Origin of the sequence: Actinacidiphila polyblastidii (assembly GCF_036353415.1) — a bacterium.
GTDB lineage: Bacteria > Actinomycetota > Actinomycetes > Streptomycetales > Streptomycetaceae > Actinacidiphila > Actinacidiphila polyblastidii.
Genome location: NZ_JAZEWV010000022.1, coordinates 79861 through 105366 on the forward strand (window position 1 = coordinate 79861; position 25506 = coordinate 105366).

At 75.1% G+C, this 25506-nt stretch carries 16 protein-coding genes and 2 pseudogenes; 11 read left to right on the plus strand and 7 right to left on the minus strand.

What is annotated here, in order from left to right; translation table 11 throughout:
- Window positions 1-61: 61 nt before the first annotated feature.
- Entirely contained in the window at window positions 62-1117 is a 1056-nt protein-coding gene (locus V2S66_RS23390) for a chitinase (RefSeq protein WP_330798097.1), read from the plus strand.
- On the opposite strand, the gene V2S66_RS23395 is transcribed toward V2S66_RS23390, so the two are convergent.
- On the minus strand, window positions 1095-2540 hold the full coding sequence (locus V2S66_RS23395; protein WP_330798099.1) for a benzoate/H(+) symporter BenE family transporter: 1446 nt from the start codon (window positions 2538-2540) through the stop codon (window positions 1095-1097). The genes V2S66_RS23390 and V2S66_RS23395 overlap by 23 nt on opposite strands.
- Before the next feature lie 173 nt (window positions 2541-2713).
- On the opposite strand from V2S66_RS23395, the gene V2S66_RS23400 reads away from it, so the two are divergent.
- Window positions 2714-3388, plus strand: coding sequence for a helix-turn-helix domain-containing protein (locus tag V2S66_RS23400; protein WP_330798101.1), 675 nt, complete (start codon window positions 2714-2716; stop codon window positions 3386-3388).
- A 25-nt stretch (window positions 3389-3413) separates the two neighbouring features.
- On the opposite strand, the gene V2S66_RS23405 is transcribed toward V2S66_RS23400, so the two are convergent.
- From V2S66_RS23405 to V2S66_RS23425, 5 genes are all read right to left on the minus strand, one after another.
- Entirely contained in the window at window positions 3414-3971 is a 558-nt protein-coding gene (locus V2S66_RS23405; RefSeq protein WP_330798103.1) for a Clp protease N-terminal domain-containing protein, read from the minus strand.
- Entirely contained in the window at window positions 3971-4180 is a 210-nt protein-coding gene (locus V2S66_RS23410) for an HTH domain-containing protein (protein ID WP_330798105.1), read from the minus strand. Before V2S66_RS23410 ends, V2S66_RS23405 begins: the two co-directional genes overlap by 1 nt.
- Window positions 4181-4351: 171 nt before the next feature.
- Window positions 4352-5146 carry a hypothetical protein gene (locus V2S66_RS23415; RefSeq protein ID WP_330798106.1) on the minus strand — a complete coding sequence of 265 codons (795 nt, stop codon included), beginning with the start codon at window positions 5144-5146 and terminating at the stop codon, window positions 4352-4354.
- A complete protein-coding gene (locus V2S66_RS23420; RefSeq protein ID WP_330798108.1) occupies window positions 5143-6642 on the minus strand; it encodes a DUF1349 domain-containing protein in 1500 nt (499 codons plus the stop codon). The genes V2S66_RS23415 and V2S66_RS23420 overlap by 4 nt, the downstream gene beginning before the upstream one ends.
- Complete coding sequence (locus tag V2S66_RS23425; RefSeq protein WP_413966465.1) at window positions 6639-7631, minus strand: ABC transporter ATP-binding protein; 993 nt, start codon at window positions 7629-7631, stop codon at window positions 6639-6641. Before V2S66_RS23425 ends, V2S66_RS23420 begins: the two co-directional genes overlap by 4 nt.
- 129 nt (window positions 7632-7760) lie before the next feature.
- Between V2S66_RS23425 and V2S66_RS23430 the strand changes: the two genes are divergently transcribed.
- From V2S66_RS23430 to V2S66_RS23445, 4 genes are all read left to right on the plus strand, one after another.
- Window positions 7761-9098, plus strand: a complete 1338-nt coding sequence (locus V2S66_RS23430) for a sensor histidine kinase (RefSeq protein ID WP_330798113.1) — start codon at window positions 7761-7763, stop codon at window positions 9096-9098.
- Complete coding sequence (locus V2S66_RS23435; RefSeq protein WP_330798114.1) at window positions 9095-9850, plus strand: response regulator transcription factor; 756 nt, start codon at window positions 9095-9097, stop codon at window positions 9848-9850. Before V2S66_RS23430 ends, V2S66_RS23435 begins: the two co-directional genes overlap by 4 nt.
- Window positions 9851-10001: 151 nt before the next feature.
- Window positions 10002-10895 carry a slipin family protein gene (locus tag V2S66_RS23440; RefSeq protein WP_330798116.1) on the plus strand — a complete coding sequence of 298 codons (894 nt, stop codon included), beginning with the start codon at window positions 10002-10004 and terminating at the stop codon, window positions 10893-10895.
- Between the two features lie 208 nt (window positions 10896-11103).
- Window positions 11104-12864 (plus strand): hypothetical protein, encoded by a 1761-nt coding sequence (locus tag V2S66_RS23445; protein WP_330798117.1) that lies wholly within the window; start codon window positions 11104-11106, stop codon window positions 12862-12864.
- Window positions 12865-12898: 34 nt separating this feature from the next.
- On the opposite strand, the gene V2S66_RS23450 is transcribed toward V2S66_RS23445, so the two are convergent.
- Window positions 12899-14944, minus strand: coding sequence for a phosphocholine-specific phospholipase C (locus V2S66_RS23450; protein WP_330798119.1), 2046 nt, complete (start codon window positions 14942-14944; stop codon window positions 12899-12901).
- A gap of 354 nt (window positions 14945-15298) precedes the next feature.
- Here V2S66_RS23450 and V2S66_RS23455 point away from each other — a divergent pair, with 354 nt between their 5' ends.
- The 5 genes and pseudogenes from V2S66_RS23455 to V2S66_RS23470 all read left to right on the plus strand — a co-directional run.
- Window positions 15299-19171, plus strand: coding sequence for a S8 family serine peptidase (locus tag V2S66_RS23455; protein ID WP_330798121.1), 3873 nt, complete (start codon window positions 15299-15301; stop codon window positions 19169-19171).
- A 244-nt stretch (window positions 19172-19415) separates the two neighbouring features.
- On the plus strand, window positions 19416-21746 hold the full coding sequence (locus V2S66_RS23460; RefSeq protein WP_330798123.1) for an FUSC family protein: 2331 nt from the start codon (window positions 19416-19418) through the stop codon (window positions 21744-21746).
- 266 nt (window positions 21747-22012) lie between these two features.
- Window positions 22013-23596 carry a hypothetical protein gene (locus tag V2S66_RS23465; protein ID WP_330798125.1) on the plus strand — a complete coding sequence of 528 codons (1584 nt, stop codon included), beginning with the start codon at window positions 22013-22015 and terminating at the stop codon, window positions 23594-23596.
- Between the two features lie 261 nt (window positions 23597-23857).
- Window positions 23858-24238 (plus strand): annotated as a pseudogene (locus V2S66_RS34620) (hypothetical protein); the annotation flags it as partial.
- A gap of 108 nt (window positions 24239-24346) precedes the next feature.
- A pseudogene (locus tag V2S66_RS23470) lies at window positions 24347-25444 on the plus strand (glycoside hydrolase family 64 protein); the annotation flags it as partial.
- Window positions 25445-25506: the final 62 nt, after the last annotated feature.

Genomic DNA, 25506 nt, shown 5'->3' on the forward strand with positions numbered 1-25506 from the left:
GAGTTGTCATGAGCATCCCCCAATGACCCGGCGACCGGCCCGGACGGGAAGGGAGCACAGCATGTTCGGTCGGAGGTTACGAGCGGCCGCGGCCGCCGTGGCGTTGGCCTTCCTCGCACAGATCCCGGTCGCGGCCGCCGCCCACACCGCGGCTGCCGCCGACACCTGCGCCACCAAGCCCAGACCGTCCGGCAAGGTCCTCCAGGGCTACTGGGAGAACTGGGACGGCGCCGCCAACGGCGTGCACCCCGGCCTCGGCTGGATCCCGATCACCGACAGCCGCATCGCCCAGCACGGCTACAACGTGATCAACGCCGCCTTCCCCGTCATCCTCTCCGACGGCACCGTCGAGTGGCAGGACGGCATGGACAGCGGCGTCAAGGTCGCCACCCCGGCCGAGATGTGCCAGGCCAAGGCGGCCGGGGCGACCATCCTGATGTCCATCGGCGGCGCCGCGGCCGGGATCGACCTCAGCTCCAGCGCCGTCGCCGACCGCTTCGTGGCCACCGTCGTGCCGATCCTCAAGAAGTACGACTTCGACGGCATCGACATCGACATCGAGACCGGCCTCGTCGGCAGCGGCAGCATCACCACCCTGTCCGCCTCCCAGGCCAACCTGGAACGCATCATCGACGGCGTGCTCGCGCAGATGCCCGCCGGCTTCGGTCTGACCATGGCCCCCGAGACCGCCTACGTCACCGGCGGCAGCGTCGCCTACGGCTCCATCTGGGGCGCCTACCTGCCGATCGTGAAGAAGTACGCCGACAACGGCCGCCTGTGGTGGCTGAACATGCAGTACTACAACGGCAGCATGTACGGCTGCTCCGGCGACTCCTACCAGGCCGGCACGGTCGCCGGCTTCACCGCGCAGACCGACTGCCTCAACAGGGGACTGGTCGTGCAGGGCACCACGATCAGGGTCCCGTACGACAAGCAGGTCCCCGGACTGCCCGCGCAGTCCGGCGCGGGCGGCGGCTACATGGCGCCCAGCCTTGTCGCGCAGGCGTGGAACCACTACGGCACCGCGCTGAAGGGGCTGATGACCTGGTCGGTCAACTGGGACGGCTCGAAGGGCTGGACCTTCGGCAACAACGTCAAGGCCCTGCAGGGGCGTTGACGGCCGGGGCCGCCGCCGTGGGCGCGGCGGCACCGGTGGTCGCGGCGGCCGGCGCGGTCGCAGTGGTCGCGGTGGTCACGGCGGCCGCCTCGGAGGCGGCCGCCGCGGGCCGGGGACTCGTGCGGCGGGTGACCAGCAGGGTCAGCACACCCGCGAGCAGGCCCCAGAAAGCCGAGTTGACGCCCAGCAGGGTGACACCGGACGCGGTGGCGGTGAAGGTCACCACGGCCGCCTCCCGCATCCGGTCGTCGGCCAGCGCGCTGTGCAGCGAGCCGCCGATCGTCCCCAGCAGGCCGATCCCCGCCACGCCCAGCACCAGCGCCTGGGGCATCGCGGTGAGCAGCGCGCCGATCGCGCCGGCGAACAGCGCGACGCACAGGTAGAACACGCCCGCCCAGACCGCGGCCAGGTAACGCCGTTCGCGGTCCGGGTGGGCCTGCTCGCCGGTGCAGATGGCGGCGGTGATCGCGGCCAGGTTCAGGCCGAACGCGCCGAAGGGCGCGAGCACCGCGTTGACCGCGCCGGTCCAGCCCAGCAGCGGCGAGACCGGCACCCGGTAGCCCGCGCCGCGCAGCACCGCCACGCCCGGCAGGTTCTGGCCCGCCATCGTGACCACGTACAGCGGCAGGCCCACGCCGAGCAGGGTGTGCCAGTCGAAGTGCGGGGCGACGAAGACCGGGGCCGCCGGGGCGAGCCTGATGCCGCCGCCGTGCCAGCCGCCGGTGGCGGTGGTCGCGACGACGCCCGCCGCCAGCCCCAGCAGGACCGCGTAGCGCGGCAGGAACCGGCGGGCGAGCAGGTAGCAGGCGAAGATCGGGAAGGCCACCGCGAACCCGCCGTGCAGGGCGGTGAACAGGCCCATGCCGAACTGCAGCAGCACGCCGGCGAGCAGCGCGGCGGTCAGCGGCACCGGCACCGCGTCCATCACCCGGGCGAACCAGCCGGTCACCCCGCTCAGCAGGATCAGCGCCGCGGAGAGCAGGAAGGCGCCGACCGCGTCCGCCATCGGCACGCCGGCCAGCCCGGTCGCGAGCAGCGCCGCGCCCGGAGTCGACCAGGCCGTCACCACCGGCGCCCGGTAGCGCAGCGACAGGCCGATGCAGGTGACGCCCAGGCCCACGCCGAGCGCGAGCATCCAGGAGGCGATCTCCGCGGAGTCCGCGCCCGCCGCCCTCGCCGCGGTGAAGACCACGGCGGCCGAACTGGTCACCCCCACCAGGACGGTGACCAGGCCGGCGGTGACCGCGGAGGGCGGTGCGGCGGCGCGCAGCGCGGCCAGCCGGCCGGGCGCGGCGCGGCGGCCGGCGTCCTCGGCGGCGGGGTCCGGCACGGGGTCGGGCGCGGGGTTCGCGAGGGGGTCCGGCGCGGACTCCGGTGCGTGTTCCGGTGCGGGGGAGGGGTGGCGAGCGGTGCGGCGACTCATGGCTCTTCCCGGGACGGCGGCGACGGCGGCACGGACGTACCGCCGGGCGTACGCGGACGGCGCGGCCGTGTTCCGTATATGGAACGTTCCGTATGTGGAACACTAGGGTCAGGACCGTCGGCGCGTCAACGGACGGCAGGAACGGCCGGAAACCGGGAGGGCCGCGGCGGGCCATGGAGCTGAACGAGCAGGTCGGGCGGCGGCTGCGGCAACTGCGCGAGGAGCGCGGGCTGTCGCTCTCCGAGCTGGCCCGCAGGTCCGGCACCGGCAAGGCCACCCTCTCCGAGCTGGAGGCCGGCCGCCGCAACCCCACCCTGGAGACGCTGTACGCGCTGACCACCGCACTCGGCGTGCCGCTCAGCGCGGCGCTCACCGAACCCCGGAGCGCCGTCGCCGCCCCGGCCGACCCGCACGCCGCCGCGGGTCCGGACGGCGCGGCGCACGCCCCCGGGGCCGAGCGGGAGGGCATCTCCGGCGCGGCGGTCACCGCGGTGCTCGCCGAGCGCTTCGAGGACGCCGACTCGGTCACCGACGTCTTCCGGATTCGGATCAGGTCCGGCGCCCGCCAGCAGTCCGCGGCCCATATCCCGGGTACCGAGGAGCAGTTGACGGTGCTCGGCGGGACGGCCGTGGTCGGCGACCCCGACCGCCCGCAGACCGCCGGCCCCGGAGCGTCCGCGCACTGGCGCGCCGACGTCCCGCACCTCTACAGCGCGCCGCACGGCGATGTGGAGGCCGTGCTCTTCGTGCGCTATCCGCTGCCGCTCCCGCCCGCCCCTGTCCCCGTGGCCGCCCCCACGCCTTCGCCTGCCCCGCCGCCCGACGCGGGCGACGGCGCCCGCGGCTGACGCCCGCGGCGGGCGGCGACCGGCCTCAGGCGGCGGGGCGCCGGGCGAGCGCCCGGCGGATCTCGGTGGAGGTGGCGCCGTGCTCGGCGAGCACGTCGGCCACCACGCCGGGCGGCGTGGCGAGCGCCAGCAGCAGGTGCTGGTCGCCGATCTGCTTGCCGCCGTTCTCCACGGCCTCCCGCAGCGCCCGCTCCAGCACCTTCTTCGCGCCCTCGGAGAACGCCCGGTACTCCGGCCGCCACCGGTCCCTGGTGGCGTCGCCGACCGCCAACGCGCCTTCGCCGTGCGCCCGTTCCGCCTGGCCGAGCACCTCCGCCAGGTCGATCCCGATGCCCGCGAGCGCCTCCGCGTCGGTCTGCGAGAGGCCGCCGCGGCGTGCGGCGTCGGCCAGCGCCTGCTCCACCGACGCGCGGCGCTCGGCCAGTCCCAGCGTCGCCAGCGCCGCGCCGGCCGCGATGTCGGGACGGTCGAAGAGCGGCAGCAGCAGGTCCTCGGTCCTGATGCCCGGGGCGCCGGCCTGCTCGGAGCGCTCCATCGCGGCCCGCAGCACGGACCGGGCGCTCCCTGTCAGCTTCTGGAACATCAATGCCTCCCGTGCTTCTTGTGCACTGCCTGCCTGCTGACTCCGAGGTCGTCGGCGATTTCCTGCCACGACCAGTTCTGATTGCGCGCGTTGCGCACCTGTACGGACTCCAACTGGTCCAGGAGCCGCCGCAGAGCGGCCACGGCCCGCAGGCCCACCCGGGGGTCGTTGTCGCCCGCCCGTGCGGCGAGGGCGGTCGCTTCAGTCACATCTGTCAACTTACATTGACAGTCGGAGTCTGTCAACCGAGGTTTACACGCGCGGCTCGCCCGCGTCCGCGCGGGCGCGGGCGCCCCGTGGACGACCGGCGGCCGGCGTGCTGCCGGCGCGCTGCCGGCGTCGGACCGCCGGCGCCCCGAACCGGCCGCGCGGCGTACTCCTCAGCAGTCGCGGTACTCCAGCAGTACGCGACCCAGCGCGAGCGAGGCACCCGTGTAGAGGGCGAGGACACCGAGCCCCGCCCACGGTCCGAGCGGCGCCGTCCCCGCGCCGGACGCCGCCGACTGCACCGCGAGCCCCGCCGTCATGGGGGAGAGGTCCTGCACCGCGTGCAGCGTGTGCGGGGGCATCGGGACGATCCTGGAGATCAGATACGGCCCGTACAGCAGCGCCGCCGTGGACCCCGCGGCGGCTGCCTGATGGCGCAGCGCCCAGGCCAGCCCGGCGGCCAGCAGGCCCACCAGCAGCAGGTACAACAGGGTTCCGGCGGCCGCCCGTTGGAGCGCCGGGTCACCGAACGACGCCGTGTCCAGGCCCCGGACTCCGAGCAGCGCGCCACCCGCCGCCAGCGCCCCGGCCACTCCGGCCGCCCCCGCGGCGCACACCGTGGCGGTGCCCACCGCCGACTTCGCGGCGAAGACGGCGCCGCGCCGGGGACACGCCGCCAGCGTCAGCAGGATCACCCGCGGCTGGTACTCCGACGCCACCAGTGCCACCCCCATCATGATCGCGGCGAGTTGGGCGACGTACACCCCCGACAGGGCGAGCGCGGTGGTGTCCGGCGCCGGACACGCCGCCGCGACCGGGCAGTTCGGAGCGCGCTGCACCGCGCCGACCAGGACGCCCACCCCGGTCATCAGCCCGGCGACCGCCACCGCCAGCCACAACTGCCCCGGCACGGTGACCAGTTTCGTCCACTCCGCGTGCAGCGCCCGCCGGGCGTGGCGCGTCCTCACGCGTCCCGCCGCCGCTGCACCCAGAAGGCCGCGCCGAGCGTCGCCGCCGTGTACCCGGCCAGCACCGCCAGCCCGGACCACGGGCCGGTCGCGTCCTGGAACATCGGCCGGGTCTGGCGGATCGCGGCCCCCGCGACGGGCGTCAGCCGGCCCACCCACAGGCCGGCGCCCACCGAGGTGATCGAGGCGACCAGCGGGATCACGACCAGCAGCGTGAACAGCAGGATCACCGCGCCCGCGGTGCGCCGCACCAGCACCCCCACGCCCAGACTGAGCAGCGCGACCAGCGCGAGGAACCCGGCGGTGCCCACCACCGCGCGCAGCACCAGCGGATCGGCCAGCGACCGTTCGGGGAACAGCGGCGGTCCGTACCCGTTGCGGCGCTGCACCGGGCTCGCCACCACGAAGGACACCGCACAGGCGACCAGCCCGGCCGCGAAGACCCCGGCCGCCAGCACCACGGCCTTCGCGGCCAGCACCCGGCCGCGCCGCGGGCATACGGTGAAGGTGGTGCGGATCGTCCGCGTCCGGTACTCCGAGGTCACCGCCAGCACGCCGAGCGCGATCACCGCGAACAGCGCGATCTCGACACCGCTCAGCGCCGAGGCGATCGTGTCGTCCAGAGCCTCCGTGCCGATGCCGCCGACGCCGAGACTGCCGAGGTCGCCGCTGCCGGTGACCGTCAGCGCGCCGCCCCCCGCGTGCACGGTGCCGGGCGTCTGCGGCCGGTTCGAGAGCGGGCCCGCGGGGAGGTCGGGCTGCGCGACGTCCGTCAACTGCCAGCCCCCGTCTGCCGCTTGCGCCCCGGAGGACGTCCCCGTCGCCGCACCGCCCGCACCGGCATCGGCGGCATCGACGCCCGCGGCGGCACCGGCGGTGAGGTGCTCGAAGACGGCCCGCCCCGTCGTCCGCCGGGCAGCGCCCACCACCTTGCCGGGCCCCGCCCAGTGCGAGGTCGCCACGTCGGGCGACGCCACGAAGACGCCCGCCTCGCAGGTCGCGGGCAGCCCGCCGTCGGTGACCGTCCCCACCGTCCGCCAGGCGCGCCCGTCCGCCGAGACCGCCCCCGTCACCCGGTGCGCGCTCCTGGTCAGCCGCAGCCAGTACGGCGCCGCGCCGCCGTCGGGCCAGGTCAGCTCCCGCTTGCCGTCCACCTGCATCCGTATGCCGTGACCTGGCGTCACCATCAGCGCGACCTCGGGGGACACACCGCCGGTCCCCGACTTCAGCATCACGCCCGCCTTGGCCCACGGCCCGGAATCGGACTGCGCGGCCACCTTCGTGGTCACCGTGCCGTCCCCGGCCAGCGGCCGGTGCACGAAGGCGAAGGAGTCGACGACCGGCGGACCGCCGTAACTGGTGTGGCCGCCCTCCGCGGTGAGCAGCCCGATCAGCACGGTCAGCGCGATCGTCGCGAGCAGCGCCACCCCGGTGCTGCGCACCGACCGCAGCTTGGTCCACTCGGCGCGCACCGCGCGCAGCAGGGAAGTGCTCATCGCCCCTTCTCCTCTGCGGAGTCGGAGCCCGAGCCCGAGCCCGAGCCCGAGCCGGAGGCCGCTGCCGCTGGTGCCGCCGCCGGATCGTGCGCCCGGTAGTCCGCCGCCTCGCGCGTCAGATCCAGGTAGGCCTCCTCCAGCGAGGCGCGGTGCGGCGCCAGATGGGCGAACGGCACCGCGTGCGAGGCGAGTTCCGCGGCGATCCGCTCCGCGCCGAGTCCGGTCACGGTCAGCGCGTCGGGACCGAGCACCGACACCGTCCCGCCCTCCGCCGCCAGCACCGCCATGGCCTCCGCGCGGTGCGCGGTGCGCAGTTCGACACGGTCGTCCGAGGCCGCGGCGAGCAGTTCGTCCACCTCGGTGTCGGCGAGCAGCCGGCCGCGACCGATCACGATCAAGTGGTCCGCGGTGTCCTGGAGTTCGCCCATGAGATGACTGGAGACCAGCACCGTGCGGCCCTCGGCGGCGAGCGAGCGCAGCAGCCCGCGGATCCACCGGATGCCCTCCGGATCGAGGCCGTTCACCGGCTCGTCCAGGATCAGCACCTGCGGATCGCCCAGCAGCGCGCCCGCGATCCCCAGGCGCTGCCGCATGCCGAGCGAGAAACCGCCCGCGCGGCGGCGGGCCGCGGGGTCCAGCCCGACCTGTTCGAGCACCTCGTCGACCCGCCGCACCGGCAGACCGTTGTACCGCGCCTGCCAGAGCAGATGGGCCCGAGCGCGGCGGCCCGGGTGCACCGCCTCCGCGTCCAGCAGCGCCCCCACCACCCTGAGCGGATCGGGCAGTTCGCGGTACGGCAGCCCGCCGATGAGCGCGGTGCCCGCATCGGGCGCGTCCAGACCCATCATCATCCGCATCGTCGTCGACTTGCCCGCGCCGTTCGGTCCGACGAAGCCCGTCACCCGGCCGGGCCGCACGGTGAACGACAGTGCGTCCACCGCCGGCGTCCGCCCGTACCGCTTGCTCAGACCGCTGACCGCGATCGTCATTTCCGTCATGCCCCGGACGCTAGTGAACGCCGCACCGGCTGCCGTCCCGCGCACGGGGAGTCTTCCGGCCCGGCCCGGTCCCCCGCGCGGGGGATGCGGCGGCGGCCGCGGCCACCGGATACTGGCGCGATGACGTGGTCGAATCCACCGGGCGGGCCGTGGGCGAGCAGAGTGCGCCGGTGCGCCGCCGCACCGGACCTGCCGCTGGTCGCGGCGGCCACCCTGGCCACCGCGGGGCTGTTGCAGAGCGCGGTGTCGGTGGGCCGGCACTCCTTCGCCGACGGCTCCACGCCGACGGCGACCGCGCTGCTGCTCAGCCTCGGCGCGACCGTGCCGGTGGCCTTCGCGCGGACCCAGCTGACCGCTGTCGCTGCCGCCGTCACCGCCGCCGTACTGCTCGGCCCGCTCAGCGGCGTGCTGCCCACGGCCGCCGGGCTGGTCGCGCTCGCCGTGCTGATCCACCTGGTGGGGCTGCGGTCCCGGCCCTGGGTGGCGGTGCTGTTCGCGGCGCCGTTCGTGGTCGACGCGGTCGGCGCGACCGCGGGCCTTCCCGGCGGCAAGCCGCTCGGGGTGGCGCTCCTCGCGCTCGCCGCCGCGGCGCTGTCGCTGGGCGTCGCACGCCGGGCCCACGCGGAGGCGGCCGCCCGCACCGAGGCCGGCTGGGCCTACGCCGACACCTTGCTCCAGCACGCGGTCCGCGGCGAACGAGCCCGTATCGCACGTGAGTTGCACGATATCGTCGCCCACCACATCAGCTCGCTCTCGGTCCAGGCCGAAACCGCCCGGCTGACCACTCCCGGGCTGCCGCCCGAAGGCGCCGACCGCCTGCTGGCCATCGGCGCGACCGCCCGGCAGGCGCTCACCGAGATGCGCAGGCTGCTCGGCGTGCTGCGGGAGGACGCGGCGCCCGCGGCGGCGCCCGGTCCTGCCGCCGCCGGAACCGCGCCGCCGGCGGCGGACCGCAGCCCGCAGCCCGGCCTCGACCAGCTGCTCGCCCTGGTCGACCAGGCGCGCGAGGCCTCCGGCGCGGTCGTCCGGCTCACCGTCAGCGGCCGGGTCAGGCCGCTCGGCCCCGGCGTCGAGCTGGCCGCCTACCGCATCGTCCAGGAAGCCCTCACCAACGCCCGCCGCCACGCACCGGGCGCGCCGGTCGACGTCGAGCTGGGATACGGCGAGGAGGCCCTGCGGGTCGCGGTCCGCGACAGCAGCGGCGGCGCGGCCGCCGGCACGTACGCCGGAGGTGCTCGTACCGCCGGCGTACGTGCGGCCGATGTGCGTACGGCCGGTGCGCGTACGGGCGTCGCGGCAGCTCGCGGCGGGATGGGCGATGGCCACGGCCACGGCCACGGGCTGCTCGGCATGCGGGAGCGCGCCGCCATGGCGGGCGGCACGTTGCGCGCGGGGCCCGGCCCGGCGACCGGGTTCCTGGTCGAGGCGCGGCTGCCGGCGTCGGCGGGAGTGGTGTGAACGGCGGCAGCGGCGGCGAGGACGCGTGTGGCGACCGCGCGCCGCGGCCGGTGCGGATCGTCGTGGTCGACGACCAGGACGCCGTACGAGCGGGGTTCGCGGCGCTGCTCGCCACCCAGACCGACTTCGACGTGGTCGGCAGCGCGTCCGACGGCTCGGCCGCGGTGCGGCTGTGCGAGGCGCTGCGCCCCGACCTCGTCCTGATGGACGTGCGGATGCCGGTGCTCGACGGAATCGAGGCGACCCGGCGCATCACGGCCGCCGCCGGGCGCCTGGCGCCGCGTCCGGCGGGTTCTGAGCGTCCGGCCGGTCCGCGGATCGTCATGCTCACCACCTTCGACCTCGACGAGCACGTGTACGACGCGCTGGCCGCCGGAGCCAGCGGATTCCTGCTCAAGGACATGGCCGCCGAGCGCCTCTTCGACGCGGTACGGGTGGTGGCCGCGGGCGAGGCGCTGCTCGCGCCGACCGTCACCCGGCGGCTGATCGGCCAGTTCGTCAGGGTGAGACCGCCGGTGCCGGGCCTGCCGACGCCGCTCGGCGCGCTGACCCCCCGCGAGACCGAGACGCTGCGGCTCGTGGCCGAGGGCCTGTCCAACGCCGAGATCGCCGAGCGCCTCGTCGTCAGCGCCGAGACGGTGAAGACGCACGTCAGCCGGGTGCTGACGAAGCTCGGCGCCCGCGACCGGGCGCAGGCCATCGTCCTCGCCTACGAGTACGGGCTCGTCGTCCCCGGCCGCCGGCCCGGCTGACCGCCGCCGTAGGAACCGGGGCGCGGGATCGTCGCCGACCGTGTCCGGTCGGTGACCCTGGGGTCGCGGGTGTCCGCCGTCGCGCGCGGCGAGCGATGCTGGAGGGGCGGGGGCCGTGCGGGAGGCCGCAGCAGCAGGAGGAGGCCGTGCCATGGCAAGCCTGGGAGTCGCCGTCGTCCGTCAGTACGAGCGCGGGGTGGTGTTCCGCCTGGGCCGGCTGCGCGCCGTCCGCAAACCGGGCTTCCGCTTCATGATCCCGCTGGCCGACCGGATGTCGAAGGTCAGCCTGCGCACGGTCACCATGCCGGTGCCCGGCCAGCAGGTGATCACGCAGGACAACGTCTCCATCGGCGTCGCCGCCGTCGCCTACTTCCGGCGGGTGGACGCGGTGAAGTCGATCGTGGAGATCGAGAACGTCTCCGACGCGGTGCGGCAGATCGCCCAGACCACGGTCCGCAACATCGTCGGGCGCTCGCTGCTCGACCAGGTGCTCACCGACACCCAGACGCTCAACCTGGCGATCCGCGAGATCCTCGACGGGATCACCCAGCAGTGGGGCGTCCAGGTGTTCCTGGTGGAGCTCAAGGACATCGAACTGCCGCCCAGCATGCAGCGGGCGATGGCCCGGCAGGCGGAGGCGGAACGGGAGAAGCGCGCGAAGATCATCGCCGCCGAGGGCGAGGCGCTCAGCGTGGGCCGCCTGGCCGACGCGGCCGACGTCATCAGCGACCACCCCATCGCCCTCCAACTGCGGAACCTGCAGATCCTCTCCGAGATCGCCGCGGAGAAGAACAGCACGATCGTCTTCCCGGCCCAGTTCCTCGACAGCGCCCGCGCCATCACCGACTTCGTCGCCGACGAGTCCCGGTCCGCCGACGAGTCCCGGTCCGCCGGCGAGCACGGCGCCGCCGACGGCGCCCGCATCGAGATCGAGGGGCGCGAGCGCCCCGACGAGATCGCGCGCCCCGACGACGCCGAGCGCGAGATCGAAGCCGCGGACGCCCCGCGGGGCGACGAGCCGGGGCCCGACCCGTCGGCCGGGTAGCGGCCGTCCCTTCCGCGGGCCCGCGGACACCCCGCCCGCCCAGGCGGCCGGTTGCGTCGACGGGTTGACCCGCGCCGCTGCGCGGGCGGTCGGGGGCGTCGGACCGGGGAGGGGCGGGGACGTGGCGGGGAAGGCGGCGGAGGGGGGCATCCGGCCCGGAGGGCGGTAGGGCTCGCCGCGGTGGGTCCGGTCACCGCATAATGCGCGGGTGACGACGAGTTCGACACCGTACTCGCAAGTGCGCGCGCGTCCCTGGCTGTCCGCGGACGCCGCGCGGTGGGCCGGGGTGCGTCCGGCGTGGTGGGCGCGGCCGGTGGGGCCCGCGGTCGCGCTGGTCGTGGCGCTGGCGGTGGTCACGTCCTCCGCGCCGGACCCGGTGTGCACGGCGTCCGCGCCCTGCGGGGCGCGCTGGCTGGACACCGCCGGCACGATGCTCTTCCTGCCGCACCTGCTGTGGGTGTTCCTGCTGCCCGAACTCACCGTCGTGTCCGCGCCGGTGCTGCTGCTGTGGATGGCGCAGCCGAGCGGCTGGGAGGGCGGCGCGGGGGAGAAGGCCGCAGACGCCGTCCTCGTCGCGGGCGTCGTGTGGAGCGGGGCGGCGGCCGTCGCGCGGTTGTGGGTGCGGCGGCGCCAGCGGCTGCTCGCCCTCGACGCCGCGGGCGGCATGACCGCGGTCGCGCCGCGCCCGGCGCACTTCCACCCGTGGCGCCGGGGGTTCGTGCGGTACGCCGGCGGCGTGCTGGTCTGCTGCGGCGGCGCCGCGCTCCTGATCGGCGTGGTCCGCGCCGATCGCGCCGACGACCGTACCGCGGCGAGGGCCGCCCACCGCACCGGAGTCGTCGACGCGTACGACCCGGACGCGTACGTGGCGACCGTACGGCTGCCGGACGGGTCGCAGCGTCCCGTCGACACCGTCGCCAAGCTCCGCGTGGGCGCCCGCGTGCCGCTGCTGGTCGACGGCGACTGGGTGCGGCTGGCCGCGGAGCCCCACGGGAACCGCACCGGGGCGCAGTTGCTCGGACTCGCGGTCGCCGGGCTCGGCGTGACCCTCGTCGCCTCGGGGGTGCTGACCCGCCGCAGGACGTACGCGCTGCGCCGCGGCCCGGTGCCGGTGCTGCGGGTGCAGGCCCAACGCGTGCACGCCCGCACCGAGATATTCGCCGCCGACGACCCGCAGGGCCGGCTGCCCACCCTCCACTATCTGCCACGCGGCTCCTCCGAAAGCTTCATGACGCTGCGTCAGGCATACCTGTACGGAGCGCCGCGCGAGGGCGGGGAGGCGGTGCTGGCGACCGTCTCCGGCGCGGGGGAGTCCGGGGCGTGGACCGCGGAGGCGAGCATCTCGGTGGTGCGCGGGGGCGCCTCCTGGGCGATGCCCCGCACCCCCTTCGGCGCGCGTACCGTCCCGGCCCAGCCGTCCGACGGCGACGCCGCGCCGCACCCGCGGATGCTCGCGCACCTCGCGGCGGCCGAAGCCCGGGTGCGGGCGGAGTCGGCCGCCGAGCCCGTCACCGCGGGGCCGGTGCACTGGCGTGCCGGCCCGCTCGCGCGTCTCATGGCCGCGCTGCTCGCGATCGGTGGACTGGCCCTGTTCCTCGTGCTGTTCGGCGGCACCGAGCGGTGGTTCTACCGCGGCGCCCTCTGTCTGGCCTGCTGGTATCTGCTGGAGGCATGCCGCAGGCTCGGGATCTGGCGGCTCACCGCCGACGCCGAGGGGCTGCGGCTGACGTCCCTGTGGTGGACCCGTGAGGCCCGCTGGGCGGACGTGGACGGCGTCGACTACACCCTCGCCGGTGAACTCGTCATCGCCTGCCGCCACGGAGCGCCCGAGATCCGCCTCGCCGGCCTCGGCGTCCCGCGCCTGGAACGCCATCTGCGCCGCCCCAGCCGCCCCGCCACGGCCGCCGCCCAGGCCACCGTCATGCTCCGCACCCCGGCCCGCCGCCCCCGCCCGACGATCGGCGCGTGACGACCGTCCGGCCGGTACCGCACCGGTGCGGTGGTCAGCCGCTGACGCTCGCCCGGCCGGTCTCCAGATGGCCGGTGAACCGCTGCGACCAGGTGCCGTCGCTGCTCGCGGTGACGGTGAAGTCGTACCAGCCGCCGCTGTACGCCACCGCGTTGAAGTAGTCCGAGGTGCTCGACCCCGGCTTCACGGTGTACACCCAGGGGCCGTCGGTCCGGTAGTCGGCGGCGGCGATGGTGAACGTCACCGGGGACGCCCCGGCGTTGGCGAGCTTGAACCACACGGCGAGCTGCCCGGTGTCGGGTGCGTTCGCGTACGAGGCGGTCACCGTGAGGTCCTTGCCGGCCTTGGTGGCGTCGCCGGTGAAACGCCGCAGGAAGCGGTTGGGACCGACCACCGACAGGTCGTAGAGGCCGGCCCCGTAGCCGGTACCGCAGTTGAAGGTGTCGCCCGCCGCGCCGCCCGCGCCCAGCGTGTACTGCCACGGGCCGCCGGTGCGGTGCGCGTTGGCGTAGACGGCCAGATGGCAGGCCGAGGTGGCGGGCGCGCCCTGGTTGGCCATCGCGATCCCGGCGAGGATCTGCCCGCCGGAACCGAACGTGAACGGGCCGAGGCCGGCGTTCGGCTGGTACGGCAGCGCGCGCGCCGGGCGGGTGCCGGGCTCCTGCTGCGGGAGCCGGTTGTCGACCGGCGCGGGGTTCGGCAGCAGGGTGCAGCTCGACTCGCCGATGACGGCGCCGGTGTCGGGCAGCGACGGAAGCCCGTACACCGGGTGGGCGAAGTCGAACATGCCGGTCAGGTCGCCACACACGCCGCGCCGCCACGCCGAGATGTTCGGGCAGCCGGCAGGCTTGCCGATGGCGGTGGTCCAGCGTTCGAGGAAGCGCAGCACCGACGTGTGGTCGGAGACCTCGGAGTGCACCCAGCCGCCGCGCGTCCAGGGCGAGACGGCGATCAGCGGGACCCGCACGCCCAGCCCGATGTTGACGCCGCCGTAGAACTCGCCCGCGGTGCCGGCCGGGGCGGCCGGCGGCGGCACGTGGTCGAAGAAGCCGTCGTTCTCGTCGTAGTTGAGGAACAGCACGGTGGAGTCGCGCACGGCGGGGTCGGCCGCGAGGGCGTCGATGACCATGTGCACGAAGTGCGCGCCGTCCCGGGGCGTGGCGTACGGGTGTTCCGAGGAGCCCTCGTCGGAGACGACCCACGACACCTGCGGCAGCGTGCCGGCCAGGGCGTCGGCGCGGATCGCCGCGGCGATGTCGTCCGGGGTGCGGCCGGTGACCTTCGGCACCGACCCCATGCCCTTGACGGCGAGCGCGCTGCCCGCGGGCGCGGAGCTGAACTGCCGGAAGTACGCGAGGCCGTTGTCGCCGAAGTTGTCCGCCGCGTTCTGGTAGACCTTCCAGCTGACGCCGGCCGCCTCCAGCGACTCGGCGTAGGTCTGCCAGCGCAGCCCCGACTCGTCGCCGCCGTTGTACGCCGGGCCGCCCGCGGTGCCCGCCGGGTCGATCATCCCGCTCCACAGATAGGTGCGGTTGGGGCCGGTGGCGCTGAGGATCGAGCAGAAGTAGGCGTCGCAGATCGTCCAGTTGTCGGCGAGCGCGTAGTGGAACGGGATGTCGTCGCGGGTGAGGTGGCCGAGGGTGCGCACGTTCCCCTTGGCGGCCACCCAGGAGTCCATCCTTCCGCCGTTCCAGGCCGCGTGCTGGTCGCTCCAGGAGTGCGCCAGGTCTCCGTTGCACTGCGCGAGCCGCTCCGGGTCGGCGCCGCCGGCCGGCTTCGTCGCGCTGAACTGCCAGGGGTACTGCCGGCCGGCGCCGTTCGGCTGGTTGAACACGCTGTAGCCGCCGGGCAGTTGGATGCCGCTGCGGTCGGCGAAGCCGCGTACGCCCTTCAGCGTTCCGAAGTAGTGGTCGAAGCTGCGGTTCTCCTGCATCAGCACCACCACGTGGCGGACGTCCGCGATCGTCCCGGTGGTCGCGGCCTGCGCGGCGCCGGTGGAGCCCGGCAGCGCCTCCAGGCCGAGGGCGGCGCCTGCCGCGACGGCGGAGCCGAGGAAGGTACGGCGGGTGACAGGTGACATGAGCGTGGTCTCCCGGGGGCGACGGGTGAGTGGGGGGCACGGTCGTGCGACATCCTCGCCTGCTTGCGTGTCCCGCCGGCGAACGGCGGATGCACCCGCGGAAAGCGGTGCGCCCGGCGCGGTCCCGCGGGCGCGCTCCGGTACCGCGGGGCGGGCCGCCGTCGCACGCTATCGGCCGCCCCACCGGCGCGGACGCGCGGCGCGCGGCAGATCTCCGCCATGGCGGGGAACCGTCACGGCAAAGGGTTCAGTCGCCGCCCCCGGGCCCAAAGAATGTGCAGCACCCACTGTCCCGTACGCACCCCGTACCGACCCGGAGGGCACAACTTGCCATCTCCCACGCGGCGCAGACACATGCTCACCGCCATCGGCGCCGTCCTCGCGGCGATCGCGGCCACCCCGGCGACCGCCCACGCCGACCAGGCGGCCGCCGCCGGCGCCCCCGCCACCGTCCCGGCCGCGGCCGGCGCCGCCCGCACCGCCACCGGCGCGGCGCCGGCCGCCCGCACCGTCACCCTCGTCACCGGCGACCGGGTGACCGTCACCCCGCTCGCGGACGGCAGGTCGGCCGCCACCGTCACCCGGCCGGGGAACCTCACCGGCGGCGTGCGGACCGAGACTGTCGGCAAGGACCTCTACGTCTACCCCTCCGAGGCGCTGCCGTACGTGGCGGCGGGCGTCCTCGACCCGCGGCTGTTCGACGTCACGCGGCTGATAGCCGACGGCTACGACGACGCGCACACCACCGCCCTGCCGCTGATCGTGCAGTACGGAGACGCCCGTGCGCGCGGCGCCGCGCCGGCCCTCCGGGGGCTGACCGCACGGCGCGACCTGCCGGCCGTGCACGGCGCGGCCGTGAACGCCGCCCGCACCCGGACCGCGCAGCTCTGGCAGGACCTGACACCGGCCGGATCGCTCGGCCGGGCGCAGTCCGCCTCCGCGGCCCGCGACGCCGCCTCCGGTGTCACTTCGGGCGCCGCCTCCGGCGCCACCCGCACCGCGCGGACCGGCGCCGGGACACCGGACGCCGCACCGGTCTTCGGCGGCGGCGTCAGCCACGTCTGGCTGGACGGCAAGGTCAAGGCGACCCTGGCCGACAGCACCGCGCAGATCGGCGCCCCCGACGTGTGGAAGGCCGGCGCCGACGGCACGGGCGTCGACGTCGCGGTGCTGGACACCGGCGTCGACGCCGAGCACCCCGACTTCGGCGGCCGGATCGCCGCCTCGCAGAGCTTCGTGCCGGGCCAGGACACCACCGACCGCAACGGCCACGGCACCCACACCGCCTCCACCGTCGCGGGCACCGGCGCCGCCTCCGGCGGCAAGGAGAAGGGCGTCGCGCCCGGCGCGCACCTGCTCATCGGCAAGGTCCTCGACGACAGCGGCTACGGCGACGAGTCGTGGATCATCGCCGGCATGCAGTGGGCCGCGCAGACCGAGCACGCCAAGGTCGTCAGCATGAGCCTGGGCACCGCCGAGACCAGCGACGGCACCGACCCGATGAGCCAGGCGGTCGACGACCTGAGCGCCGCCACCGGCGCGCTGTTCGTCATCGCCGCGGGCAACTCGGGTTCCGGCGGCATCGGCGCGCCCGGCGCGGCCGACGCGGCGCTCACCGTCGGCGCGGTCGACTCCGCGGACCAGCTCGCGTACTTCTCCAGCTGGGGCCCGCGCTACCCCGACGGCGCGCTCAAGCCCGAACTCACCGCGCCGGGCGTGGACATCCTCGCCGCGCGCTCGCAGTTCTCACCCGAGGGCACCGGCTCCTACCTGACCATGAGCGGCACCTCCATGGCGACCCCGCACGTGGCGGGCGCCGCCGCCCTGGTCGCGCAGCGCCACCCCGACTGGACCGGGCAGCAGATCAAGGACGCGCTCGTCAGCACCGCCCGCGCGACCCCTGACATCCCGGTCACGCAGGGCGGCAGCGGCCGGCTGGACGCGCCGGCCGCCGCCCTCGGCGCGGTGCACGCCACCGCGACGGCCTGGTCGGGCTACTACGCCTGGCCGCACACCGGCGACACCCCGGCGGTCAGGACCGTCACCTACACCAACACCGGCGACTCCGCGGTCACCCTCGCCCTGAAGGCCACCGCGGCCGGCCCCGACGGGACCGACGCCTCCGGCGCCTTCACCCTGTCCGCGCCGAGCGTGACCGTGCCCGCCCGCGGGGCCGCCTCGGTCACCGTCACCGGCGACCCCGGCGCGGCTCCCTACGGCGCCACCGCGGGACAGGTCGAGGCGACAGGACCCGGCGGCGCGGTGCTCGCGCACACGCTGATCGGCCTGGATCGCGAGGACGAGCGGTACAACCTCACCGTCAGGACCGCCGACCGGGCGGGCGCGCCCATCGGCGGCGTCGCGGTGATCGAGCGCACCGGCGACGACGTGCCCCTCCAGGTCCAGGTCCCGGACAGCGGCGAGCTGACCCTGCGGCTGCCCAAGGGCGAGTACTCGGTGCTGATGTACGCCGACCTGCCCGGCGCGGCGGGCCCCGACGACCTCGGCCTCGGCGTGCTGTCCGTCCCGCAGATCACCCTGGACCGCGACCGCGACGCCGACCTCGACGCCCGCCGCGCCCACCGGGTCGCGTCGGTGGCCCCGCAGCCCGCCCAGGACCAGCTGACCCGGGTGGAGTGGAACCGCGTCGCCGGCGGCGCCTCCTTCAACGAGAACTTCCTGCTGCCCGCCGCCTACACCAGCGTGTGGGCGCAGAGCACCGCACGGGTGACCAGCGGCGCCTTCCAGTTCGACACCCGGTGGCGGAAGACCGCCCCGGTGCTGACCGCGACCGCGAAGCCGACCGGCCCGCACCGCAAGGACGTCGGGCTGCCGGGGCTGCTCGTCCAGCCGGGCGCCACGCCGCTGCCCGCCGGCCGCGGCCGCCTCGCCGTCGTCTCCGCCGGACGGGGAACACCCGCCGACTACAAGGGACATGACGTCCGCGGCAAGGCGGTCGTCGTCCGCTACGACCGGCAGGCCGACCCGGCCGACCAGTCCGCGACCGACAGCGCGCAGGCGGCGGCCGCCGTCGCGGCGGGCGCGAAACTCCTGCTGGTCGTCGGCGACGGCCCCGGCCGCCTCAACACCTGGTACGGACAGGCCGACTTCGAGACGGCCACCCCGATCGAGGTGGCCACCCTCCAGCCGGCCGAGGGCGCCGCACTGATCGCCGCGGCCGCCCGGCCGGGCACCACCCTCGACCTGACGTCGACGCCGGTCTCGCCGTACGTCTACGACCTGGTCGAGCGGCACGACGGCGCCGTCCCGGCCACCGACCTCACCTACCGGCCGCGGAGCGGCGAACTGGCCCGGGTCGACGCACGGTTCGCCGGCGCCAAGGGCCAGAGCGGCGACAACGGCCGTTACGACATGCAGGACTTCGACCGCTACGGCGTCGGCTACCAGACCTCCCAGGGGCTGGGCGCGACCCGCACCGACTGGCTCACCCCGGGCGGCGGCACCTTCGGCTGGTACGAGGAGTCCGACAACCCGGTGGTCCAGGAGCGCTCGCTGATCACCCACCCCGCGGCGGGCTCGCGCGCTGCGGGAGACTGGTTCCTGCCGGTCTTCCACCCGCGGCTCAACGAGAGCCAGTCGCTGCCCAACCGGCAGGGCGACTACTTCGTCCTCAACGTCCCCGGCTGGGGTGACTCGGGCTCCGGCCACGACGGCTTCGACCAGAACCTGTGGGGCGACACCGACGACCTGCACGAGACGGTGACCCTGCGCCAGGCGGACACCGACCTCGGATCGACCGTCTACCAGCAGTTGGGGGCGACCGCGCCGAGCGGCGACCCGCTGCCGTACCGCCTCATCGCCGAGACCAGCCAGAGCGGCGTGCTCGCGACGTCGCCTGCCACCCGCACGGAATGGGACTTCACCTCCGGCGACGGCTATGCGACCCTCCCGCTGATCCAGCTCGACTACGGCGTGGCCACCGACATGGCCGGCGCCGCGGCCAGGACGAGCGCGTTCACCCTGACCGCGTCCCACCTGGCCGGGGTCACCGGCGCCGGCCGGATCGACGGCGCCGGGCTGCAACTGTCGTACGACGACGGGGCCCACTGGACGCCCGCGGCCCTGCACCGCGACCGCGGCGGCGTCTGGACGACCACGGTGAAGGCGCCGCACTCGGCGTCCTTCGTGTCGCTGCGCGCCACCGCACACGACGACGCGGGCAACGCGGTCAGCCAGACCGTGATCCGCGCGTACGCGCTGCGGTAACCGGAGGGCACTCCTGCCCGGGGCCGCGAACCACGGGTTCGCGGCCCCGGGACTTTTTCGGCCCGCTGCCGAGCGCGCTGTCAGCGCCCCGGCGCAGAATGGGAAGCCAGGACCGCGAAGATCCCCAGGGGCGATACTGCGACCGGTGCCCTGCCCGGGGGACCGCCGTCCAGTCGCGCCCACCCGACCCGCCCACCCGAACCGCCTTGCGGAGCAACCCGCCGCGTCCACCCGAGGAGCACCCATGCAGACCCCGACGGGCACCCGCAACCCGGTCGTGCGCGGCGGCCGCGCCGTCCTGGCGTGGCTGCGCGCCCGGGATCCCGGGCTGGCCGCGACCCGCAGGGCAGGACGCGGCGCGATCGTGATGCCCGCGCTCTTCGCCCTGTGCAGCAAGGTGATCGGCTCGCCCGCGATGGCGACCTTCGCCGCCTTCGGCGCGTTCGCCATGCTGCTGCTCGTCGACTTCACCGGACCGAGGTCGCAGAAGCTGCGCGCCCACGTGGCGCTCGCGGTGGCCTGGGCGGTGCTCATCTGCCTGGGCACCGCAGTGTCGTCCGTGACCTGGCTCGGCGTCGCCACCATGGTCGTCGTCGGCTTCGCGGTGCTCTTCGCCGGGATCGTCAGCTCGGTGCTGGCCGGGGCGACCACCGCACTGCTGCTCGCGTTCATCCTGCCGGTGACGCTCTCCGCGCCGATGTCCGCGGTGTCCGACCGGCTCGCGGGAGCCGGCCTGGCGGCCGGCGCCTCCACCCTCGCCGTGCTCTTCCTGTGGCCGCGCCCGTCGCGCGACCCGCTGGCCGCGCCCGCCGCCGCGGTGTGCCGCGCGGTCGCCGACCGGCTGCGCACCGACGCCGCCCGCCTGCTCGGCCCCGACGGACCCAGCGCGACCGCCTGCGCGGCCGCCGCCGACCGCGCGGCCGATGCTGCCGCGCAACTGTGCCGCGCCTTCGACCGGACGCCCTACCGCCCGACCGGGCTGTCCACCGGCGCCCGCGCGATGGTCCGGCTCGTCGACGAACTCACCTGGCTGAGCGCCATCGTGGCGCAGAGCGGCCCACCGGCCGAGGCGGCCCCCGACCACGCCGGCGCCTCCTGCGCCGTGCGGCGCGCCGCGGCCGCCGCCCTCGACCGCGCCGCGGAGCTGCTCGAGGGCGAGCGCGCCGACCTGGACCTGATCGCCGCCGCCATGGACGACCTGGGCAAGTCCCTGGAGGCCATGGAGGAGGACGCCACCACCCGGCTGGCGGTCGCCCGCCCGGCGGCCGCCGAGGACGCCCGGGGCGCCGGCGCGGACGAGGACGCGCGGGTCGGCGAGTTCCTCAGCTCCCTGGACAACTCCTTCCGCGCCCAGGAGTTGGGGTTCGCGGTCCTCCAGATAACCGCCAACGTCAGGCTCGCCGCGGCCGCCGAACGGCGCGGCTGGGTGGACCGGCTGCTCGGCCGCGAGCCCGGCGGGCTGGCCACGCCGCTCGCCGCCGCGCGCGAGCGGGCCGCCGCCCACGTCGACGGGCACTCGGTGTGGCTGCACAACAGCGTCCGCGGCGCCGCAGGACTCGGCCTCGCGGTCGCCGCCGCCGACGTCACGAGCGTGCAGCACTCGTTCTGGGTGGTGCTCGGCGCGCTGTCGGTCCTGCGCTCCAACGCCCTCAACACCGGGCAGAACGCGGTCCGCGGACTCGCCGGCACCGTCGTCGGCTCCGTCGTCGGCGCGGCGCTGCTGCAGCTGATCGGCCAGGACGAGACCCTGCTGTGGTTCCTGCTGCCGATCGCCGTCCTGGTCGCGGGCATCGCACCCGCGGCGGTGTCGTTCGCGGCAGGGCAAGCCGCGTTCACCGTCACCCTGGTGATCCTGTTCAACATCGGGCAGGCAGGCGGCTGGAAGGTCGGGCTGCTCAGGGTCGAGGACATCGCTCTGGGCTGCGCGGTCAGCGCGGTGGTCGGCCTGTTCTTCTGGCCGCGCGGCGCCGGCGCCGCGGTGGGCAAGGCGATGGCCGAGGCGTACGCGGACAGCGCGGACTACCTCGCCGGCGCGGTCGAGTACGCCGTGGGCTGCTGCACCGCGGGCCCCGACCCGGCCGCCGTGCCCATCGAGGAGGGCCGCCAGGCGGCGGCCGCCGCCCGACGACTCGACGACGCCTTCCGCAGCTACCTGTCGGAGCGCGGCCCCAAGCCGGTGCCGCTGGCCGAGATGACCACCCTGGTCACCGGCGTCGTCGGGCTGCGGCTGGCCGCCGACGCGATCCTCGGCATGTGGCGCCGCGCCGGCGACGACCACACGGAGCGCGAACGCGCCGCCGCCCGCGCGGAACTGCTCATGTCCGCCGGGCGGGTGGCCCGCTGGTACCACGACCTCGCAGCCGGCCTGGACGGCGTGCGCCCGGTCCCCGAGCCGCTGCCGCACGACGTCGAGGCGGACAGCCGCCTCGCCGCGGCGGTCCGCCGCGACCTCCACGACGAGCACGGCCAGGCCACCGCGACCGCCGTCCGCATCGTCTGGACCGGCGACCACCTCGAAGTGGCCCGCCGCCTCGAGTCCAGCCTCGTCACAGCGGCCCACCACCGCGCCCCATGACCCCGCCGCGCCCGCCGGGGGCGCGGGCCCGGCGGAGGGAGACGGCCCGGGAACGCGCACCCGGTCGCGGTCGCGGTAGCAGTCGGGGGCGGGACGGGGTCGAGTCCGGTCCGGTCGGGCTCGGCCGCTCCTACGCCGAGGAGCGCATTTCCTCAGGTTTCACCGCGAGAGGCCTCCGCACTGCCTAAAGTACGTGCGGCGCCGCAGTTCTGGCATTCCCCCTTCCCGGCCGGGCGCCCGGTCACCTGCGTGCGCGCGGAGAGACGATGGCCCAGGAAGACACCGAGTCAGCCGCCCCGACGCCCTTCACGGCGAAGGACCACAAGCAGTCGTCCGACGAGGACTCCCGGTGGCAGCTCAACGATGCCGACGCGGGAGTTCAGGCCAGAGAGCCGGCACGGTGGCTCTGGCAGTCGTACGGTTCCGCCCTCTCCGGCGGCGGCCCGGGCGACGGGGCCGGGGCCGGGACGCGGGGCCCGGCCGCCGGGAGCACCTCGGCACTGGGCGACGGGATCAAGCGGGCGGCGAGCAACCTCCTCAGCGAGGTCCTGGGGCTCCCCGAGCGCCGCACGACGCTCCTCGCCACCAGGTCCGAGGGCCACGCCGAGGGCGTGGAGTCCCTGACCGACCTGCCGAGCACGCGTACGGCCCTGGTCAGGAACCGGGTCCGCGCGTCCTACTGGTCCGTCAACTCCCAGTCCAGCTGGTTCGAGGCGCTCACCGACTTCCTGGAGAACAACCAGGTACTGGTGCCGCTCACGTTCCTGCCCGCGGCCTTCGCCGTGCTGCTGCCGGTGCTGATATTCCGGACGTCCGTCGAGCATCTCTTCGGCAGGGAGCGGTTCGACCTCCTGCTGGCGTGCACGGCGATCGCGGCCTTCGGGGCACCGGAGGTGCTCGCTCAGGCGGTGTCCGACACGGTTCTCAAAAAGGCCGTGCTCTGGATGCGCGTCACCCATGTCGCCGCTCTGGCGGGCCTGCTGGTCTGGCGCGACTGGGCGCCTCCGACGGAGAGACTCGCCAGGACCTCCTTCGCCCGCGACCAGGCCGGCAGAGGCAAGAGGTTCGACCCGTCGCAGCTGCACGCCGGCGCCGCTCTGACCGTCGCGCTGATCGTCGTCATATCGGTGGTGATCCTCCTGGCGCTCGCCCCGCTCATGCTCTCCGCGGCGCGGCGCATCGGCCCCGCCGAGCCGGCGGCAGCCGTTGCCAGCGGAAGGATGATCCTGGAGCTCTACCAGCTCGCGCTCACGGCGCAGGAGGCGAGGAAGACCTGGGGCGCCGGCCACGACGATCCGGTCGGCCCGGCGGGGCTCGAGCTGTACATCGCGAGCAGGGAGAGGCGGCGGCTGCTCACCCATCTCGACCGTCTCTCCCGGCTGGCCAGGGGCCGGTGGAAACGCTCCCTGCGGGCCGGCGACGCCGCCGCGGACTACGCCCTGGCCGGCCTGGCCGAGGGCATCAGCGTTGCCGCCACCCGTTGGAAGGCCAAGGTCTCCACCGCGAACCAGGACGATCTGGCCGCGGTCTCGCGGCACTTCACCGCCGCGCTCGTCGACGCCTGCGAGGGCAACTGGGGCGCCCTCGCCGCCGAGGCGACAGCGAAGGAGCTCATCGGACGGCGCCTCCTGTCCTGGGCGCGGCGCCTGGTGGCCACGGTGCTGATGTTCCTGGCCGTCGTCGTCATCGCGGTGCAGCCGGCCGGCTGGCCGAGCCTGACGGACAACCCGGTCGTCGGCTCCCTCGTCCTCGCCACGGCCGGAGCCCTGTGCCTGTACATCGACCCCCACCTGGGCGAGCGCATCGGCAAGGCCACGTCGCTGATGAACCCCTTCTCCGAGAAGAAGTGAGCCGGCGCCGGATCGGTACGGCCGGGGCGACGCCGCACCGGACACGGGCGACACCCCACCGGACACGGGCGACGCCGCACCGGGTACGGGCGAGGCGCGCGGGGCCCGCGTGACAGCGGATCCGGTCCATCGTCTTGACGTGAACGCGTCGCGCGCGGACACTCCATCTGCCGGTGAGAGCGCTCTCACCCCGACGAGAGGCCCACCGCCCGGACCGGCACCTCCCTTTGGCCCCACGGAAAGAGAAGGGACCCGCCACCGATGCGCAGAACCCCACTTCCGCGCCGCAGGCATGCCCCGGACCGGGCACGCACCCGCCTCAGTCGCGGCGTCACCGCCGCCCTGTGCGCCGCCGCGCTGGTGCTCGCCGGGCTGCTCGGCCTCGCCACCCTCCCCGGCAGCGCGGCCGCGGACTCCGCCGACTACACCCAGAGCGTCACCGCGACCAGCGCCAGCCAGGCGAAGATCTCCTTCACGCCCACGACGCCCGCCGCCTACGTCGACATCCACTACCTGGTCAACGGCGCCGGCCAGCAGAACCTCCGGATGACGAACGGCGGCGGCACCTGGACGCAGACCGTCGGCTCGCTGTCCACCGGCACCGTCCTCACGTACTGGTTCACGTACGAGAAGAACGGACCGCAGTACGACACCCCGCAGTTCACCTACACGCAGGGCAGCGGCGGCACGACCGCCGGCGGCACCACCGGCAGCACGACGGGCGGCACCACGGGCGGCGGCGGGCAGCCGGTCCCCGGCACGATCCCGCTGACCGTCACCAACAACTCCGGCCGCGGCGGCAGCGTCTACGTCTACGACATCGGCACGCTGCTCTCCACCGGCCAGCAGGGCTGGGCGGACGCGGCGGGCGGCTTCCACGCCTGGCCGGCCGGCGGCAACCCGCCGACTCCCGCGCCCGACGCCTCGATCGCCGGCCCGGCCAACGGCCAGTCCACCACCATCCGGATCCCGAAGTTCTCCGGCCGGGTGTACTTCTCCTACGGCCAGAAGCTCGTCTTCAAGCTGACCACCGGCGGCCTGGTGCAGCCGGCGGTGCAGAACCCGTCCGACCCGAACCGCGCCATCCTCTTCAACTGGTCGGAGTACACGCTCAACGACAGCGGCCTGTGGATCAACAGCACGCAGGTGGACATGTTCTCGGCGCCCTACGCGGTCGGCGTGCAGTCCACCACCGGCGCGTCGCAGACCACCGGGCACCTCAAGTCCGGCGGCTACACCGCGGTGCTGAACGCGCTGCGCGCCCAGCCCGGCGGCTGGGGCGGGCTGATCCAGACCGCCTCGGACGGCTCGGTGCTGCGTGCGCTGGCGCCCGGGCACGGCCTGGAGTCCGGCGCGCTTCCGGCCGGCGTGCTCGACGACTACATCAACCGGGTCTGGCAGAAGTACACGACGTCGACGCTGACCGTCACGCCGTTCGGCGACCAGCCGAACACCCGGTACTTCGGGCGCGTCTCGGGCAACGTCATGAACTTCACCAACAGTTCGGGCGCGGTCGTGACCTCCTTCCAGAAGCCCGACGCGGACAGCGTGTTCGGCTGCTACAAGCTGCTGGACGCCCCCAACGACCTGGTGCGCGGCCCCATCTCGCGCACGCTGTGCGCCGGCTACAACCGCTCGACGCTGCTGGTGAACCCCAACCAGCCCGACCCGAGCGCGGCGAACTTCTACCAGGACGCGGTGACCAACCAGTACGCGAAGGCGATCCACGCGCAGATGGCGAACGGCAACGCCTACGCCTTCGCCTTCGACGACGTCGGCAACCACGAGTCCCTCGTGCACGACGGCAGTCCGCAGCAGGCGTCCCTCATCCTCGACCCCTTCAGCTGACCCGGCCGCAGGGCGTGGCGGCCCCCCCCCCCCCCGGGGCCGGCCCGCCCGCCGCCCGCCCA